This is a genomic window from Micromonospora sp. HB375 (genome assembly GCF_017872985.1).
Classification (GTDB): domain Bacteria; phylum Actinomycetota; class Actinomycetes; order Mycobacteriales; family Micromonosporaceae; genus Micromonospora; species Micromonospora chalcea.
In genome coordinates, this window is sequence record NZ_JAGGJO010000001.1 from 6,775,234 (window position 1) to 6,789,828 (window position 14,595).

Annotated in this window: 9 protein-coding genes and 2 tRNA genes; 3 read left to right on the forward strand and 8 right to left on the reverse strand. The window is 68.4% G+C overall.

Annotated features, from left to right (window positions below; genetic code table 11):
• Positions 1 to 288 precede the first annotated feature (288 nt).
• Complete coding sequence (locus J3R08_RS30210) at positions 289 to 795, forward strand: hypothetical protein (protein WP_209963681.1); 507 nt, start codon at positions 289 to 291, stop codon at positions 793 to 795.
• Positions 796 to 899: 104 nt separating this feature from the next.
• Here the strand turns inward: J3R08_RS30210 and J3R08_RS30215 are convergent, their stop codons facing one another.
• The 6 genes from J3R08_RS30215 to J3R08_RS30240 form a co-directional block, all read right to left on the reverse strand.
• Positions 900 to 1,967, reverse strand: coding sequence for a polysaccharide deacetylase family protein (locus J3R08_RS30215; RefSeq protein WP_043327788.1), 1,068 nt, complete (start codon positions 1,965 to 1,967; stop codon positions 900 to 902).
• Between the two features lie 534 nt (positions 1,968 to 2,501).
• Entirely contained in the window at positions 2,502 to 5,918 is a 3,417-nt protein-coding gene (locus J3R08_RS30220; RefSeq protein ID WP_209963684.1) for a DEAD/DEAH box helicase family protein, read from the reverse strand.
• A 44-nt stretch (positions 5,919 to 5,962) separates the two neighbouring features.
• Positions 5,963 to 7,099 (reverse strand): restriction endonuclease subunit S, encoded by a 1,137-nt coding sequence (locus J3R08_RS30225; protein ID WP_209963686.1) that lies wholly within the window; start codon positions 7,097 to 7,099, stop codon positions 5,963 to 5,965.
• Positions 7,096 to 8,634, reverse strand: a complete 1,539-nt coding sequence (locus J3R08_RS30230) for a class I SAM-dependent DNA methyltransferase (protein WP_209963689.1) — start codon at positions 8,632 to 8,634, stop codon at positions 7,096 to 7,098. Before J3R08_RS30230 ends, J3R08_RS30225 begins: the two co-directional genes overlap by 4 nt.
• Before the next feature lie 435 nt (positions 8,635 to 9,069).
• Positions 9,070 to 9,142, reverse strand: a tRNA-Arg gene (locus J3R08_RS30235).
• Positions 9,143 to 9,177: 35 nt separating this feature from the next.
• Positions 9,178 to 9,268 (reverse strand) — tRNA-Ser (locus J3R08_RS30240).
• A 493-nt stretch (positions 9,269 to 9,761) separates the two neighbouring features.
• On the opposite strand from J3R08_RS30240, the gene J3R08_RS30245 reads away from it, so the two are divergent.
• Positions 9,762 to 10,817, forward strand: coding sequence for a hypothetical protein (locus tag J3R08_RS30245; protein ID WP_209963693.1), 1,056 nt, complete (start codon positions 9,762 to 9,764; stop codon positions 10,815 to 10,817).
• A gap of 91 nt (positions 10,818 to 10,908) precedes the next feature.
• Here J3R08_RS30245 and J3R08_RS30250 read toward each other — a convergent pair whose 3' ends face one another.
• Positions 10,909 to 11,682 carry a CPBP family intramembrane glutamic endopeptidase gene (locus tag J3R08_RS30250; protein WP_030499361.1) on the reverse strand — a complete coding sequence of 258 codons (774 nt, stop codon included), beginning with the start codon at positions 11,680 to 11,682 and terminating at the stop codon, positions 10,909 to 10,911.
• 122 nt (positions 11,683 to 11,804) lie between these two features.
• Between J3R08_RS30250 and J3R08_RS30255 the strand changes: the two genes are divergently transcribed.
• Positions 11,805 to 12,926, forward strand: coding sequence for a globin domain-containing protein (locus J3R08_RS30255; protein WP_209963696.1), 1,122 nt, complete (start codon positions 11,805 to 11,807; stop codon positions 12,924 to 12,926).
• Between the two features lie 66 nt (positions 12,927 to 12,992).
• Here J3R08_RS30255 and J3R08_RS30260 read toward each other — a convergent pair whose 3' ends face one another.
• The gene (locus tag J3R08_RS30260; RefSeq protein WP_064448840.1) at positions 12,993 to 14,525 is read right to left on the reverse strand and encodes a peptide deformylase; all 1,533 of its coding nucleotides are present in this window, start codon (positions 14,523 to 14,525) and stop codon (positions 12,993 to 12,995) included.
• Between the last annotated feature and the right edge of the window lie 70 nt (positions 14,526 to 14,595).

Below are 14,595 nucleotides of genomic sequence, written 5' to 3' on the forward strand. Positions count from 1 at the left end.
TAGGTCACGGCCGCGACGGCGAGATACCAGGGACGCCATCCGTCGAGCAATCCGCGGTAGCCGTGGGCATCAGCCCAGCCGTACACGGCCCAACTCCACAGCGCATAGCCGGCAAGGAGGGCGAGAGACCAGCCGACCCGAGCTGTTCTCCCGGGCCTCCGCCCGCGTCGGCGGAGCAGCGCCTCTCGCGCACGCCAGGCCACGCGTACATCATGATCCTGCCTTGCCAAGGTCACGACCTGTTGGGGAGTTGAGACCGTGATCCGGCGGAACGACCCGCTCGCTCTGATGACGATCGTCATGTGCACGGCGGCCGGCGCTTTCGGCCTCGTAACGCCCTCCCGCATCGTCGACACCCAGCAGTTGCTGCTGATGGTTCTCACGCCGCTCGGCACGTGCGTACTGCTCATGTACCTCGCGGGGCCGGCTGCCTTCGTGGCGGTGACCCGCACGCATGTCGTCGTGGGCAACCCACTCTTCAGATACAGCGTTCCACGGTCACTGGTCGACGGAGTACGGCTCGACGGGTTCGACATCGAGCTGCGAGTCTCCGGGCACCCGCCTGTTCCGATTGCCGCCCTGACCCCCAGCGTGGGTGGCCATCACCGGGTGCGTCCGGGCGGGTACCAGACGCGCTTGAACAAGATCGCGGCGCTCCTGGACCACACGCCGGCGACGCCCGTAGCCGGCACGATGGTGCGCCGCTACCGGCGTGCGCACCTCGGTCTCTTGGCGGTGGACGTGCTGGCTCTGGTCGGAATGGTGCTCTACATCAGAACCGAAACGCTCGCGTAGAAGCGAACCGTGCCCCTACGGTCCAGGGTCAGCTGGACCGTAGGGGCACCTGGTCGACCGCGCTCACCCGAGCCGTTTCCGGTGACCTGGGTGGGCCACCGGGATCAGCCCGCGGTGCAGGAACGGATCTGCGGTCTGGCGCCGCTGTTGCCGTTCATCATCGTGGTGAAGCCGAAGGTGTTGCCGCTGCCGTTGGACCGCATCGTCATCACGTAACCGGTGCTGTCCCAACTGGGGGAGCCGTTCCAGGTGGTGGAGACCCGCTGCGGCGGGGTCAGAGCCACGACCACGGTCCAGTTGCTGGCCCCCTGAACCGTCACCGAGGTGTTGTACCGGTCACCCCAGACGTTGGGGGTCGTCGCGGTCGCTGTGCACCCGCCGCTGGGAGGCGGAGTGGTCGGCGGCGGAGTGGTCGGCGTGCCGGTCGGCGGCGGAGTGGTCGGCGGCGGAGTTCCGTCCGGGGCCACCGCTCGGCCGGTGCTCGGTGAGATCATGCCCGGGCAGAGGTTGCGGCTGGTCAGGTTGGCCATGATCTGCGGAATCGCGTCGCGGGTGTTCTGAATGCCGTCGTGCATCAGGATCACCTGGCCGTCCTGAAGACGGCTGGCGTTGGAGACGATCTGGCTGACGCTGGCGCCGTTCCAGTCCTGGGAGTCGACGTCCCAGATCACCTGGCGCAGGCCGAGCGACGAGGCGACCGACTGGAGGGTCGAGTTCGTCTCCCCGTAGGGCGGGCGGAACAACTGCGGCCGGACGCCGGTCGCCGCCTGGATCGCCGAGTTGGTCTGGGAGAGGTCCGACTGCATCTGGCTCTGGTTCATCGAGGTCATGTGCGCGTGGTTCCAACTGTGGTTGGCCACCCACATGCCCGCGTCGACCTGGGCCCGCGCGGCGGACTGGTTGTTCTGCACGTTCTGGCCGACGTTGAACATGGTCGCCCGTACGCCGTTCGCGCGCAGCACGGACAACAGGGCGCTGGTGCTGCCGGTCGGTCCGTCGTCGAAGGTGAGGCCGACGTAGCCGTTGCAGGTGGCGGCGCTGGACGGAGTGGCGGCGACCGCAAGGCCGGCGGCGCCCAGCGCCACAGTGGAGGCGAGCACTGCCAACCGGAAGGTGAGACGCGATTTTCGGGGAGTGGACGGGCGGCGGGAGCCGCGGATGCTGGCGTACATGCGCAGGTCCTCCTTGGGACGAGTGACACCTGACGACGCATGGCTTCAATCGACGCATGCTGATGTCGCAGTGTTCGGAGTATTGCAGCGGCGTTTCGAACAGGTCAATGATTTTCCGGAAGTTTTCCGGAAGGATCGGCTCCCAGTCAGTCGCTGCGCATCCGGACCCATCAGTTGCCATCGCTCGGTGGCTGGGCGACGCGAGGCGGCATGACCGCCGGTGGAGCGCACGAAAAAGGGCCGCCCCGGTTTCCCGAAGCGGCCCCTCAACTGCTGTGCGCCCGAAGGGACTCGAACCCCTAACCTTCTGATCCGTAGTCGGCAGCAAAGCCGGCCTCTGACCTGGAGTTATGCAGTTCTGTCCGGATTCCGGATGTAGCACTGTTGACAGATCGTGACACCAGGGGGCGTTACCCTCCCCCCAGGTGCACCCATGGGTGCACGATCAACCCGGGGATGCCGACGAAGCCGTGGGTGCACGTCTCCCTCGTCCTTGACCCGAAGCGCTTTGCCCCCCAGCGTCACTTCGACGCACTACGCCACCTCCGCCTCAGGGGCGGCGGTGTCTCGGACAGAGTTGAGGATTGTAATCAGCCGGTCGACGTCGGCAGACGGGAAGATCGAGTCCGGCCCTTGCGGGGCGATGTCGCTGAAGGGCGAGTCGTAGAGCCGCTCGGGCTCCATGACGCCGTTCTGGGTCAGGTGGGCGACGATCAGGTTTACGAAGTTGATCTGGTTCGCGCTGAGCGTCCGGCTGGTCAGGAAGTCACCGAACGCCTCGGTGGCGGCTTCCCGGTCGAGGCCGATCAGCGAGCGGATGAACAGCCCGAGCCCGTGGGCCGAGCGGCGGGCCTCGTCGATGTCTTCGGTGCCGCCGCCGCTGGCCGCCAGCATCCGTTCGAGCTCATCGAGGTCGGTCGGGGAGAGCTGCTTGTTGCGGCGCAGCTTCTGCAACGCCAGGTGGTCCTCGTGGGCGCGTAAGTACACGCGGGCCTTGGCGCGGAACCGCTCGAAGTCCGTGCCGATCTTGATGTCGTTCAGGGTGACGACGGAGATTTCGCCCAGCTCGTCGGTGAAGTCGGTGTAGACGATGGCCCGCTTGGACCTCTCGATCAGCTTGACCAGTCCGCGGAGGCGGCGGCGCATCAGCTCCAGCATCGGCAGGGTGACGTCCTGCCACCACTCGTCGCTGGCCACCTCGTCGAGGAGCTGCTGCTGCTCGCGGATCGCCGGGATGCTGGTCTGTTCCAGCAGCGTCGAGGCGATGTCCTGCACCTGCCGACGAAGCCGGTCGTATGCGGGCTCCACGTCGAGCTGGCCAAGCTGCAGGCGCAGCACCATCAGGTCGAACCGCTTGGCCGCCTCGTCGTCGTCCTTGACTGCGGTGGGCAGGCCGGCGAGGTTGCCGCCGATCTCGTCCACGGCCTCGGGGGTGAGCCGGTGCCAGTGCTCGAAGTCGATGTAGTACTCCACCAGGCGCCGCTTCGGACGCACGACGAAGTTGTCGAGGTGGATGTTCTCGACCTGGCGGTGCAGGTTGCGGGCGAGGTCCCCCCGCAGCGCCGCTTCGCTTTGCGTGCCTTCAACCTCTGCCTCCGCGTCGGCGTCGGCGGTTAGGCGCTGGTCGAGGCGGTAGATCAGTTCGAGCTGGGCCTTGAACAGCCGCTCGGTCAGCGACTCGCCCAGCTTGCCCTCGGCCGCCTTCGGGTTGTGGTTGAAGTACTCGAAGTTCTTGCAGAAGTCGAAGATGTAGAAGTTCTGTTTGTCCTGCCCGGGGCCGTAGAGGTCCTTGCAGAGCCGGGTGCCGCGGCCGATCATCTGCCAGAACTTCGACTTCGACCGCACGATCTTGAAGAAGACCAGGTTGACGACCTCGGGTACGTCGATGCCCGTGTCGAGCATGTCCACCGAGATCGCGATGTGCGGGTCCTTCTCCTTCTCGGAGAAGGCGTCGATGAGGCTCTGGGCGTACTCGGTCTTGTGGGTGATGACCCGGGCCAGGTGGCCGCGGGGCATCGGGTACGCGAGGTCGAACCGCTTCTGGATGAAGTCGGCGTGGGCGTTGTTCTTGGCGAAGATGATGGTCTTCCCGATCCGGTCGCCGCCCGCGACGCGGTGGCCAAGGGTCATCAACGTCTCCAGCGCCTTGTCCACCGTGTCGGCGTTGAACAACCACTTGTTCACCGCGTCCGCGTCGACGCCGTCCGGCGGGTCGCCCTCACCCCAGTCGAGGGCGTCCCAGTCGTCCTTCTCCTCCTCGGTGAGGTCGTCGTAGCGGATACCGTCGCGCGGGAACTTCAGCGTTACGGAGACCGCCCGCGGCGGGACGAGGAAGCCCTCGTTGACCGCGTCGTCGAGGTCGTAGTGGTCGGTGGGTACACCATCTTCCAGGTTGAACAGGCTGTAGGTGTTGCGGTCGATCTCGTTACGCGGGGTCGCGGTGAGCCCGACCAGCAGGCTGTCGAACCAGGAGAAGATCGCACGGTACTTCTGGTAGACCGACCGGTGCGCCTCGTCGATGATGACCAGGTCGAAGTAGCCAGGCCCGAAGCGCCGCTCGCCGCTCGCGGTCTCGTTGATCAGGCCCATCATCGTCGGGTACGTCGAGACGTAGACCCGGGCCTCTGCGGTCTTCTCCTCGACAAGGTTGACCGTGGCCGCCTCGGGCAGGTGCGCCTTGAAGGCGTTGGTTGCCTGCTTGACCAGCGCGTTGCGGTCGGCGAGGAACAGCACCCGCTTGACCCAGTTCGCCCGCATCAGCAGGTCGACCAGGGCAATCACCGTGCGGGTCTTGCCAGCGCCGGTCGCCATCACGACGAGCGCCTGGCGCTGCCGCTGCGTCTCGAACGCCTCGCCGATCGCCCGGATCGCCCGGTGCTGGTAGTACCGCTCGACGATCTCCTGCTTGATCGGCACGTCCCCGAGTGGCTTGCGGCTGGCTCGGCGCCGGATCAGGAGTTGGAGCTCATCCTTCGTGTAGAAGCCCTGCACCGGCCGGGGAGGGTAGGCGGTGTCGTCCCAGAGCCAGGTCTCGTAGCCGTTGGTGTAGAAGATGACCGGACGCTGGCCATACCGCTGCTCCAGGCAGTCGGCGTACAGCTTGGCCTGCTGCTGGCCGACCGTGGCGTCCCGGCGGGTGCGCTTGGCCTCGACCAGCGCGAGTGGCTTGCCGTCGTCACCCCACAGCACGTAGTCGACGTACCCGGTGCCCGTGGTGTTGGGCATGCCGGTGACCTCGAACTCACGGTCCTCTGGGCGGGCGAGCCGCCAGCCGGCCTCCCCCAGCATGAGGTCGATGTAGAGGTCGCGGGTCTGCGCCTCGTTGTAGTCGTGGTCGTCGGGGCGAGCCTCGTTGGCGGCCTTCGCGGCGGCGATCTCGGCACGCAGCTTCGCCAACTCGGCATCGAGGGTGGCGGACTTCTCGCGTTCGGCGGCCAGCGCCGCGTCCTGAGCGGCGAGCTTGTCGGCGAGCGCCTTCAGCTCGGCCTGGGTCTGCTGCCGGACCTGCGAGGAGATCGGCCTGGGGATCAGATCCGGGTTGAAGGCAAGCGCGCTGGCGGGGACCCTGGCTTGGTCGCGGGTGTAGTGCCGGACGATCCAGTACGTGACGTGGAACAGCTCGCGGACGACCGGCACGGACTCCTTCGGCGTCACCGCCGTACGCTCATGCACGGCGCGGTTGCCCTGCTTGCGGACGATGTTCATCTTCGCCTGCAGGCTGTTGCCCACCAGGTTGCGCAACGACGGCTCGTGGATCATCGCCGACAGGTCATCCTTGTACGGCTTGGTGAGCGTGCCGTCGGCCTCGAATAGCCAGGCGAGGGCAAGTTCGAGCGTGCGCCGGGCGTAAAAGCACGAGGCCCGCGGGTCGGCGACGGCCAACTGCTCCGCTCGCAGGGCCTCGCCAAACAGTACGGGCCACTCAGCCCGCAGGAACACGAAGTTGCTCATCGAGCGCCAACTCCCCACAGTCGACAGCCGTCGATCTTCTCACGTCAGAGCAACCCTCGGAAGGCCCGATCCTGCAGGGACGCGAACAGCGCATCCAGCTCGGCGTGGTGCGACGAATGACGTCGCCTGAGCGCGTCAACGGCAGCGATCTTGCGGACGAAGTCGTCCTGGAGAGGCAAGGGGGGAGCAAAGAACGAGACGCTTTCCAGCATCGTCTGGTTGACCTTGTAGGTGCCGTTGGTCGTACGGGCGAGGGCTTCGATCTGCCTTCGAACTGCATTCGAACGCCAGACGTGCTCCAGGAAGGCAGGCCGCACCGTGGTTGTTTGAATTCGAGCAGCGATAATCGTGTCCGGGAAGGTCGTGTCAGGCATCGGATCGTAGGGAAAGAATCCTCGACCTACGAGGCTGAGGTTTCCATTACCCCTGCAGATTAGGAAGTCGGAGGGATGCACAGTCTGCACGGCGGGTGGTGGTGCGAGAAAGGTTGCTCGCTTCCGTGCTGTCGGGTCAAAACGCTGCCCGGTGACACTCGACAGGGTAAGAACCAGTCCCTCCACCTGGCCGCGAGTCGCTGGCGACAGCCCATTCCGGAGTGGCATAACCAGAGCGTCACCGAGCGTAACCAGAGGCCAGTTCATCGGGTTCGAAGTGGGTGAGCCGAACAAGTCAAGGAAGATGGACTGGGTGACATCGCCGAGGTGGGCGAGGGCTTCGCGGCGCTTAGCGCGCAGCTCGTCCGCCCGATCCAGAACCTCCGCAATCCTGCGTTGCTCTTCAACGGGAGGCAGGGGAACTGAAATCGATGCGAGGCTCTGCCGAGTAATTTGTGGCTGCGCCGAACCGGTGATGGCCTTCCGGAGGCCAACTTGGCGCAGAGCACGAACTAGGTAGTCGAGGTGCACTCGTGATTCATCCAGGTCGTCGAGGGCCATCGCGTTGCCCGTGACGTAGGAATTTGGCTCGCAAACGTTAATTGTTCCGCATGTGGCCCCGCGGCAAGTGATTAAAACTGTCCGCTTCTCGTGGTTGAAGCTGCTGTAGTAGCCAATCTTGCCGTTCGCGCCATAGACAGGGAACCCCGATTCTGTGAACGCGCTCTGCGAGATTGTAGGCCATTGCTTGGGATTACAGATTTCGTAGAGCGACGTCATTGCCCCGAAATTCTGCGAGATAGTCATCGGAGCATCCCCTTCAGGCTGGACATGCCCTGCTGGATCTCGGACTCGAGGCGTTCCAGGTCCGCGAGGATGTCCAGCGGCGAGCGATGCTCGACTTCCTCGTGGAGGACCTCCTTGTACCGGTTGAGGCTGAGGTCGTAGCCCTGCTCGATGATGTCGACCTTGGGCACGCAGAAGCTCTGCTCGGTCCGCGCTCGCTGCAACTCGTCGCCGTCCCGCCGGAACCACCGCGCCAACGCGTCGGGAAGATTGTTCCTGGTGTGCTCGTTCCCGGCCAACGCCACCTGCGGCCGTGGTCCGAGCTTTTCGGCCGGCAGCAGCGCGGTCCGCTTGTCGTCGAGACTCCAGCCGTCGGCACTGACCTCGTAGAACCAGACGTTGTCTGTGCCGCCGCTGTTGGTCTTGGTGAAGAGGAGAATCGCCGTAGAGACGCCCGAGTAGGGCTTGAACGTGCCGCTGGGCAGCTTGACCACGCCGTCGAGCTTCTGGTCCTCGACCAGCATGCGGCGCAACTCCTTGTGCGCCTTGCTCGATCCGAAGAGCACGCCATCGGGCACGATGACGGCCGCCCGGCCACCGGGCTTGAGTAGCCGGAGGAACAGGGCCAGGAAGAGAAGCTCAGTCTTTTTGGTCTTGACGATCCGCTGGAGGTCCTTGGACGTGCTCTCGTAGTCGAGGCTGCCGGCGAACGGCGGGTTGGCCAGAATCAGCGAATACTTCTCCGACTCGTTGCTGACGTTCTCGGCCAGCGAGTCGCGGTAGCGGATGTCCGGGTTCTCCACGCCGTGCAGCAGCATGTTCATGCTGCCGATGCGCAGCATGATGCTGTCGAAATCGAAGCCGTGGAACATGTTTTCGTGGAAGTGCTTCCGCAGCTTCGGGTCGAGCAGCGCGTTCGGATGCGTTCGGCGGACGTACTCGCCAGCCTCGACGAGGAAGCCGGCCGTGCCGCAGGCCGGATCGCAGATCTGGTCGTCCGGGGTGGGCTTCATCATCTCGACCATCAGCTGGATGATGTGCCGTGACGTGCGGAACTGTCCGTTGTGCCCGGCGGTCGCGATCTTGCCTAGCATGTACTCGTAGAGGTCACCCTTGGTGTCCCGGTCCTCCATCGGGATCTGGTCGAGCATGTCGACCACACGGGCGAGCAGCGCCGAGTTGGGGATGGTGAACCGCGCGTCCTTCATGTGGTGCGAGTACGTCGACCCGTCGCCGCGGAGCGTCCGCAGGAACGGGAAGACCCGCTCGCCGACGATCTCGAACATCTCGGCCGGCGCGGCGCTCTTGAAGTGCGACCAGCGCAGGTCGTCGTACTTGCGTCCCTTGTCGTCGCAGCCCTCCGGGAAGATCCGGCGCTCCATCGGCTTGCCCAGCCGGTTCGCCTTGTTCTCCTCCAGCGTGTGCAGGTCATCGAGCCGCTTGATGAAGAGCAGGTAGGTGATCTGCTCGATCACCTCCAGCGGGTTCGAGATGCCACCCGACCAGAAGGCATCCCAGACGCGGTCGATCTTGCTCTTCAGCTCACCGGTGATCACGTAGCTTCGGTCCCCACCCCGTCATACTGTCAAGTCGACCTAGGCTAGTCCCGCCTCCCGCCCCATCGTGATCGGACGTTGGGGCGAAGACTCCGCGAGCAGGGCACAGCAGCGTGGGGCTATCCGGTGGCCTCATCTCGCGGGCGCCTTGTCGTGCATGTCGGCCACGTCGCGCCGGGTCTTAATCCCGGGCGCGAAGCCCTGGAGCAGCGACCACCCGAGCATCTGACTCCTCGTCGGGCCCGCCACCACAAGTCCGCCACTCCCACAGGCCGCAGCAACGATGCGGCTGGTGACTCTTGGCCGCGATCAGCCCGCTTCGTGCACCCATGGGTGCACTTTGGGTGCACCTGGGTGCACGAAAAAATGCCCCCCGATCGCTATCTATCGATAGCTCGAGGGGCGTTTTCCCTGGTCAAACGCTGTCAGACCCTGTGCGCCCGAAGGGACTCGAACCCCTAACCTTCTGATCCGTAGTCAGATGCTCTATCCGTTGAGCTACGGGCGCTTGTGCTCGGCCAGTCTACACAACCGGCTTTCGCGCGGAGACTCCGGGATTCGAACCCGGGAGGGGCTTTAAGACCCCAACCGCATTAGCAGTGCGGCGCCATAGACCAGACTAGGCGAAGTCTCCCTGGTGACCCTGAGGTCACCGCGCCCGAGGATACAGGCCCGCACCCGCCCGGGGCAAAGCGGATGCCGGGACCGGCCCTCACGACGCGTTTCCGTCGTGTGCCAGATCACGTCCACGGCTACGCTCCATCGATATGCAGGAGCAGCCGCCGAGCGATCCGCCCCGTCGCGAGCCTGCCGCGAAGGCCCGGCGGACCCGCTCCACCCGACCCACGTTCAGCCCGCCACCCACGCCGGAGCCTCCCGCCGGGAGCGCGACGAGCGACACACCGCCACCCCGGCGTCCGCGCCGGGCCGCGCCGACTGTCGTCTTCCAGCCGCCGGCGGCCGACGCCGCAGCGCCGGCACCGCGACCACGCCCGGCCGCCGAGCCTTCGACAAACGATCCGGGTACGCCTGCCGCCGCGCAGCCCGACCCCGTGCCCGCGGAGGCCGAAGCGAGTACGCCTTCCCCCGAGCCGGCCGCGCGATCACGCCGTCCGGCCAAGGAGTCGGTGCCGACCGAGCCGCCGAGCGAGGACGAGACGCCGAAGCGGACCCGCCGTGCGCCCGCCGCGAAGAAGGCCGTCCCGAAGAAGGCCGCTCCCCCGGTCAAGAAGGCCGCTCCCGCCGTCAAGAAGGCAACCCGGACCGTCAAGAGCGCCAAGACCCCCACGACCACGGAGGCCTCGACGGCGGCCACGGACGCCACCGCCGTCACGGCGACCCCTCCGGCACCGGAGACACCCCCGTCAGCGGTCGACGCCGCCGAGCCCGCAGCCGCAGCCGGCGATCAAGCCCTGGCCGTCGATCAACCCGCCGTCGACGAGAGTCGCAAGACCGAACCGCCCGCCCTGGACCCGCCGGTAGAAGCGCAGCCGTACGACAAGCCCGAGACCCTGCCAGTCACCGTCGACGTCCGGCACGCTGCGCGTACCCAGGAAAGGGGCTGGCGGGCGGTGGGGCCGCAGCTGCGCGACCACCCCGGGTTCGCGCCGGAGCTGCTGGCGCTGGCGGCGGTGGACGCGCTCGGGCCGCGCGCCCGGGACTGGGTGGCGCAGGTCCGGCGGGCCTACCCGGAGGCGGACGCCGACGGGGTGGCCCGGCTGGCGACGCGGCGGTTCGTCCGGATGGCCGGTACGGGTGGGGCGCTGGCGGCGGGCGCCGGGATGTTCGCGCCGGTCGCGGAGCTGGCAGCGGTGCTCTGGACGCAGGCGAACCTGGTGCTGCACCTGGCCGCCGCGTACGGGCGGGATCCGGCGCATCCGGATCGGGCGGCCGAGCTGCTGGTGCTGACGTTGGTGCACCCGGACGACGGCACCGCCCGGGCGGCGCTGGCGGCGGCTCGCGCGGCCGACGAGCCGGCGGACGGGCCGTGGGGGCGGGTGGCGGAGGCGGCGTGGCGGCTGGCCACGCCGGTGGCGGCGCAGGCGGGCGGGTGGCTCGGGCTGCGGCTGGCCGCCCGGCGCCTGCCGGGTGCGGCGGCGCTGGCGGCGGCGATCGGCGGTACGGCGACGGCCGAGCGGGTGGCCGCGCGGGCGGTCGCCCGGTACCGGCCCGGCCGTACCTGATCGACGCCGGTTCGGCGAGGTGGTGGGGTCCGTCGGGCCGCGACACCGCCACCTCGCCGAACCGGCGAAGCCATCAGGCCGGCAGCCGGGATCAGAGCCAGTCGAACCAGGACTTGGGCAGCATCGCGTACCCGACGAACGCGAAGATGTCGAGCAGCGTGTGCGCGACGATCAGCGGGGCGACCCGGCGGGTGCGCAGGTAGAACAGCCCGAAGATCACACCCATGACGGCGTTGCCGACGAACGCGCCGAAGCCCTGGTAGAGGTGGTAGGAGCCGCGCAGCAGGGCGCTCGTGGCGAGCACCGCGCCGATCCGCCAGTTGAGCTGCCGCAGCCGGGTGATGAGGTAGCCGACCACGATCACCTCCTCCAGCACGGCGTTCTGCACGGCGGCGAGGATCAGCACCGGCACCGTCCACCAGAGGTCGGGCAGCGCGGCCGGGACCAGGGTGGCGTTGAGGCCGAGCTGCGCCGCCGCCCAGAACAGCGCCAGCCCGGGCAGGCCGATGAGCGCGGTCAGGCCCGCGCCCCGCGCCAGGTCCGAGCCGGGCCGCCGGAAGTCGACGCCGAGCGTCCGCGCCGGGTCGCCGGGGTCGCGCGCCAGCAGGTGTACGGCGAGCAGCACCGGCAGCAGCGCGAAGACGATCCCGAGCAGCTGGTACGTCAGGTCGAGGTAGGGCCGGGCCGACGCTGAGGTGTTCAGCGCGGCGGTCTGCTTGGACAGCCCACCGGTCGCGGTGAGCTTCGCGATCAGCGACACCAACGCGTACACGGCCGACTGGCCGAGGGACAGACCGAGCACGAGCAGCGTCTCGGTGCCCAGCATCCGGCGGGAGACCGGGCGGGCCAGCTCGTCAACCGTCACCGGACCATGAAATCACTTCGGCGTCCCGGCCCGGCGATCGCACAGTCTGTGCGACCGACGTACACGCTCCGTGGAGATTCTATGGCTGCCGATCCGCCCGTACGGAGAAGGAGCGTGCCCCTGTGGAGAACTTCGCGCGGCTGCTGAAGGAGAGCTGGGCCCTGGTCGAGGAGGACCGGGAGCGGCTCAGCGGTCACTTCTACGCCCGGCTGTTCCTCCTCGACCCGGAGCTGCGCAAGCTCTTCCCGGTGCAGATGAACGGGCAGGGCGACCGGATCCTGGAGGCGATCGTCACCGCCACCCAGACCGTGGGCGACCCGGAGAGCTTCGACGAGTACCTGCGGGCGCTGGGCCGGGACCACCGGAAGTACCACGTGACGGCCGAGCACTACGCGACCATGGGTGTCGCGCTGCTCGACGCGCTGCGCAGCACCGCCGGGGACGGCTGGAACCTGGAGTACGACCAGGCGTGGCGGGAGGCGTACGCGAGCATCAGCGCGCGGATGCTGGCCGGCGCGGAGGCGGACGGCAACCCGCCGTACTGGCACGCCGAGGTGCTCACCCACGAGCGGCACGGCCCGGACACGGCGGTGCTGACCGTACGCGCGCTCCAGCACCCGCTGCCCTGGCAGGCGGGGCAGTACGTCAGCGTGGAGGTGCCCCGCTACCACCCGCGGGTGTGGCGGACGTACTCGGTGGCGAACGCGCCGAACGAGGAGAACGTGCTGGAGTTCCACGTGCGGACGCCGCCCGGCGCGGCCGGCTGGGTGTCCGGGGCGCTGGTGCGCCGCACCAAGCCGGGTGACCTGCTGCGGGTGGCCGCGCCGATGGGCTCGATGACGCTTGATCCGGAGTCCACCCGGGACGTCCTCTGCGTGGCCGGCGGGGTCGGGCTGGCGCCGATCAAGGCGCTGGTGGAGGAGCTGACCCGGGTCAACCGCACCCGCTGGGTGCACGTCTTCTACGGCGCGCGCCGCCCGGACGAGCTGTACGGGCTGGCCGGCCTGGAGGACCTGGTCGCGACCCACCCGTGGTTGTCGGTGACGCCGTCGTGCAGCGAGGACCCCGAGTTCGGCGGCGAACTCGGTGACGTGTCCGAGGTGGTCACCCGGTACGGGCCGTGGACCACGCACGACTGTTACGTCTCCGGCTCGGCCGCGATGGTCCGGGCCACCCTGCGGGCGCTCGCCGCCGACGACGTCCCGCCGGACCACATCCGGTACGACACGTTCGGCAACCTCTGAACCTTGCTCCCCCCGAGCCGGGTCGCGTGCCCCCGCCCCCTGGGGCACGCGACCCGGCCCCCCGTTTCAGTAGCGCCAGGGGGTGCCGGTCTCGCGGTACTCCTCCACCGGCACGAGCGGCACGCCGGGCGCCATCCGGTCGACGTAGAGCCGCCCGTCCAGGTGGTCGATCTCGTGCGCGACCAGCCGCGCCATCGCGTACTCGAACGAGGTGATCACCCGGCTGCCGTCCCAGAGCGCGTGTTCCACGTCGATCCGCAGCGGCCGGGGCACCAGGCCGCGGTGGTCGAAGAAGGAGAGGCACCCCTCGTACTGCTCGTCGGTCTCGGCGGCGGTGTCCACGACGCGCGGGTTGAGCAGCACCACCGGTTCGGCCGCGCGGTCGGCGGGCCGGACCAGCGCGGCGGACCAGCCGATGCCGAGCTGGGGCGCGGCGAGGCCGACGCCCTTGCTGAACGGGTGCAGCTCGTCCAGCCGGGCCAGCATCGCGGCGAGCCGGTCGATGACCTGCCGGGCGTGCCGTTCCTCGGCCGGCAGGTCGAACTGGCGGGCCGGCTGCCGCAGCAGGTCGTCGCCGCGCTGCACGATGCCCACGGCACGCATCCGGTCGCTGGCCCGAACCCGGGCGCCGCCGGTGGGCGCGCTGTCCGGCTCGGCGTCCGCCTGCGGGCTGCGGAACCGCCACTGCATCCGGTAGCGGGCGTTGAGCGGCGGGTCGTCGGTCCCCCAGTCGAAGATCACCCGGTCGCCGTCGGAGGCACGCTGGATCGGCGTACGCAGCGGTCCTTCCTCGGCCGACAGCGAGGTCTCCGCGCCCCACACCTTGGGGTCGAGGTCCGCGGGCAGGTCGAGCCGCACCGCCAGGTGCCGGGTGGGCAGGCGTACGGCCCGCTGGAACCAGGGGCCCCACTTGTCCTGGCCGACCCGGTACGCGTACTCGATGGTGACCCGGTCGCCCGGGTAGAGCGGGAAGCGTCCCTCGTCGTTCTCGAAGAGCAGCCAGATCTCCTTGAACGCGTCCCGGTCGTGCTTGGCCCGCCAGTGCATCGGCTCGCGTCCGTTGCCGTCGTCCCGGTACGCGGTCAGTTGCAGCTCGGCGAAGGTGAGCGGGTGTTCCCGGTGGTGCCGGTTGGAGCGGCCCGGGTCGTTCGGGTAGCGGTCGACGGCGACCCGGACCAGGTAGCGGGTGACCGGTTCGGTGCCCGCGTTGTACAGCTCCCGCCGGATCGCGCAGTGGTAGCCGTCGCCGATGTGGGTGAGCGTGGCCACCTCGCGCTCGACCACGAGGCCGGTGCCGGGCGGCAGCCACTGCCCGGGGACCGGCGGGTCGCGGTGCGCTCCGCCGGCGCGGCCGTGCCGCAGCTCGTCGTACTCCCGGAAGCGCTGCCAGATCGCGCCGCTGGCCTCCAGGACGGCCTCGGCGCGGCGGGCGAAGTCCTCGGTGGGCCGGTGCCGGCGCCCTTCGACGTGGCTGACGTAGGACGGGTCGAAGCCCATCAGCGTCGCCAACTGCTTCTTGGACAGCCCTCGGCCGGTCCGGTGCCGGGCAAGTTCCGCCGCGAACGAGTCCGCGGCACGCTCGATCGGTGAGGTCGTCATCAGCTTCCTCGTGGCGGGAAGCCCATTTTCACGTTGGGTGGCCGAACGTGTACGGAAACTGCCTCATATT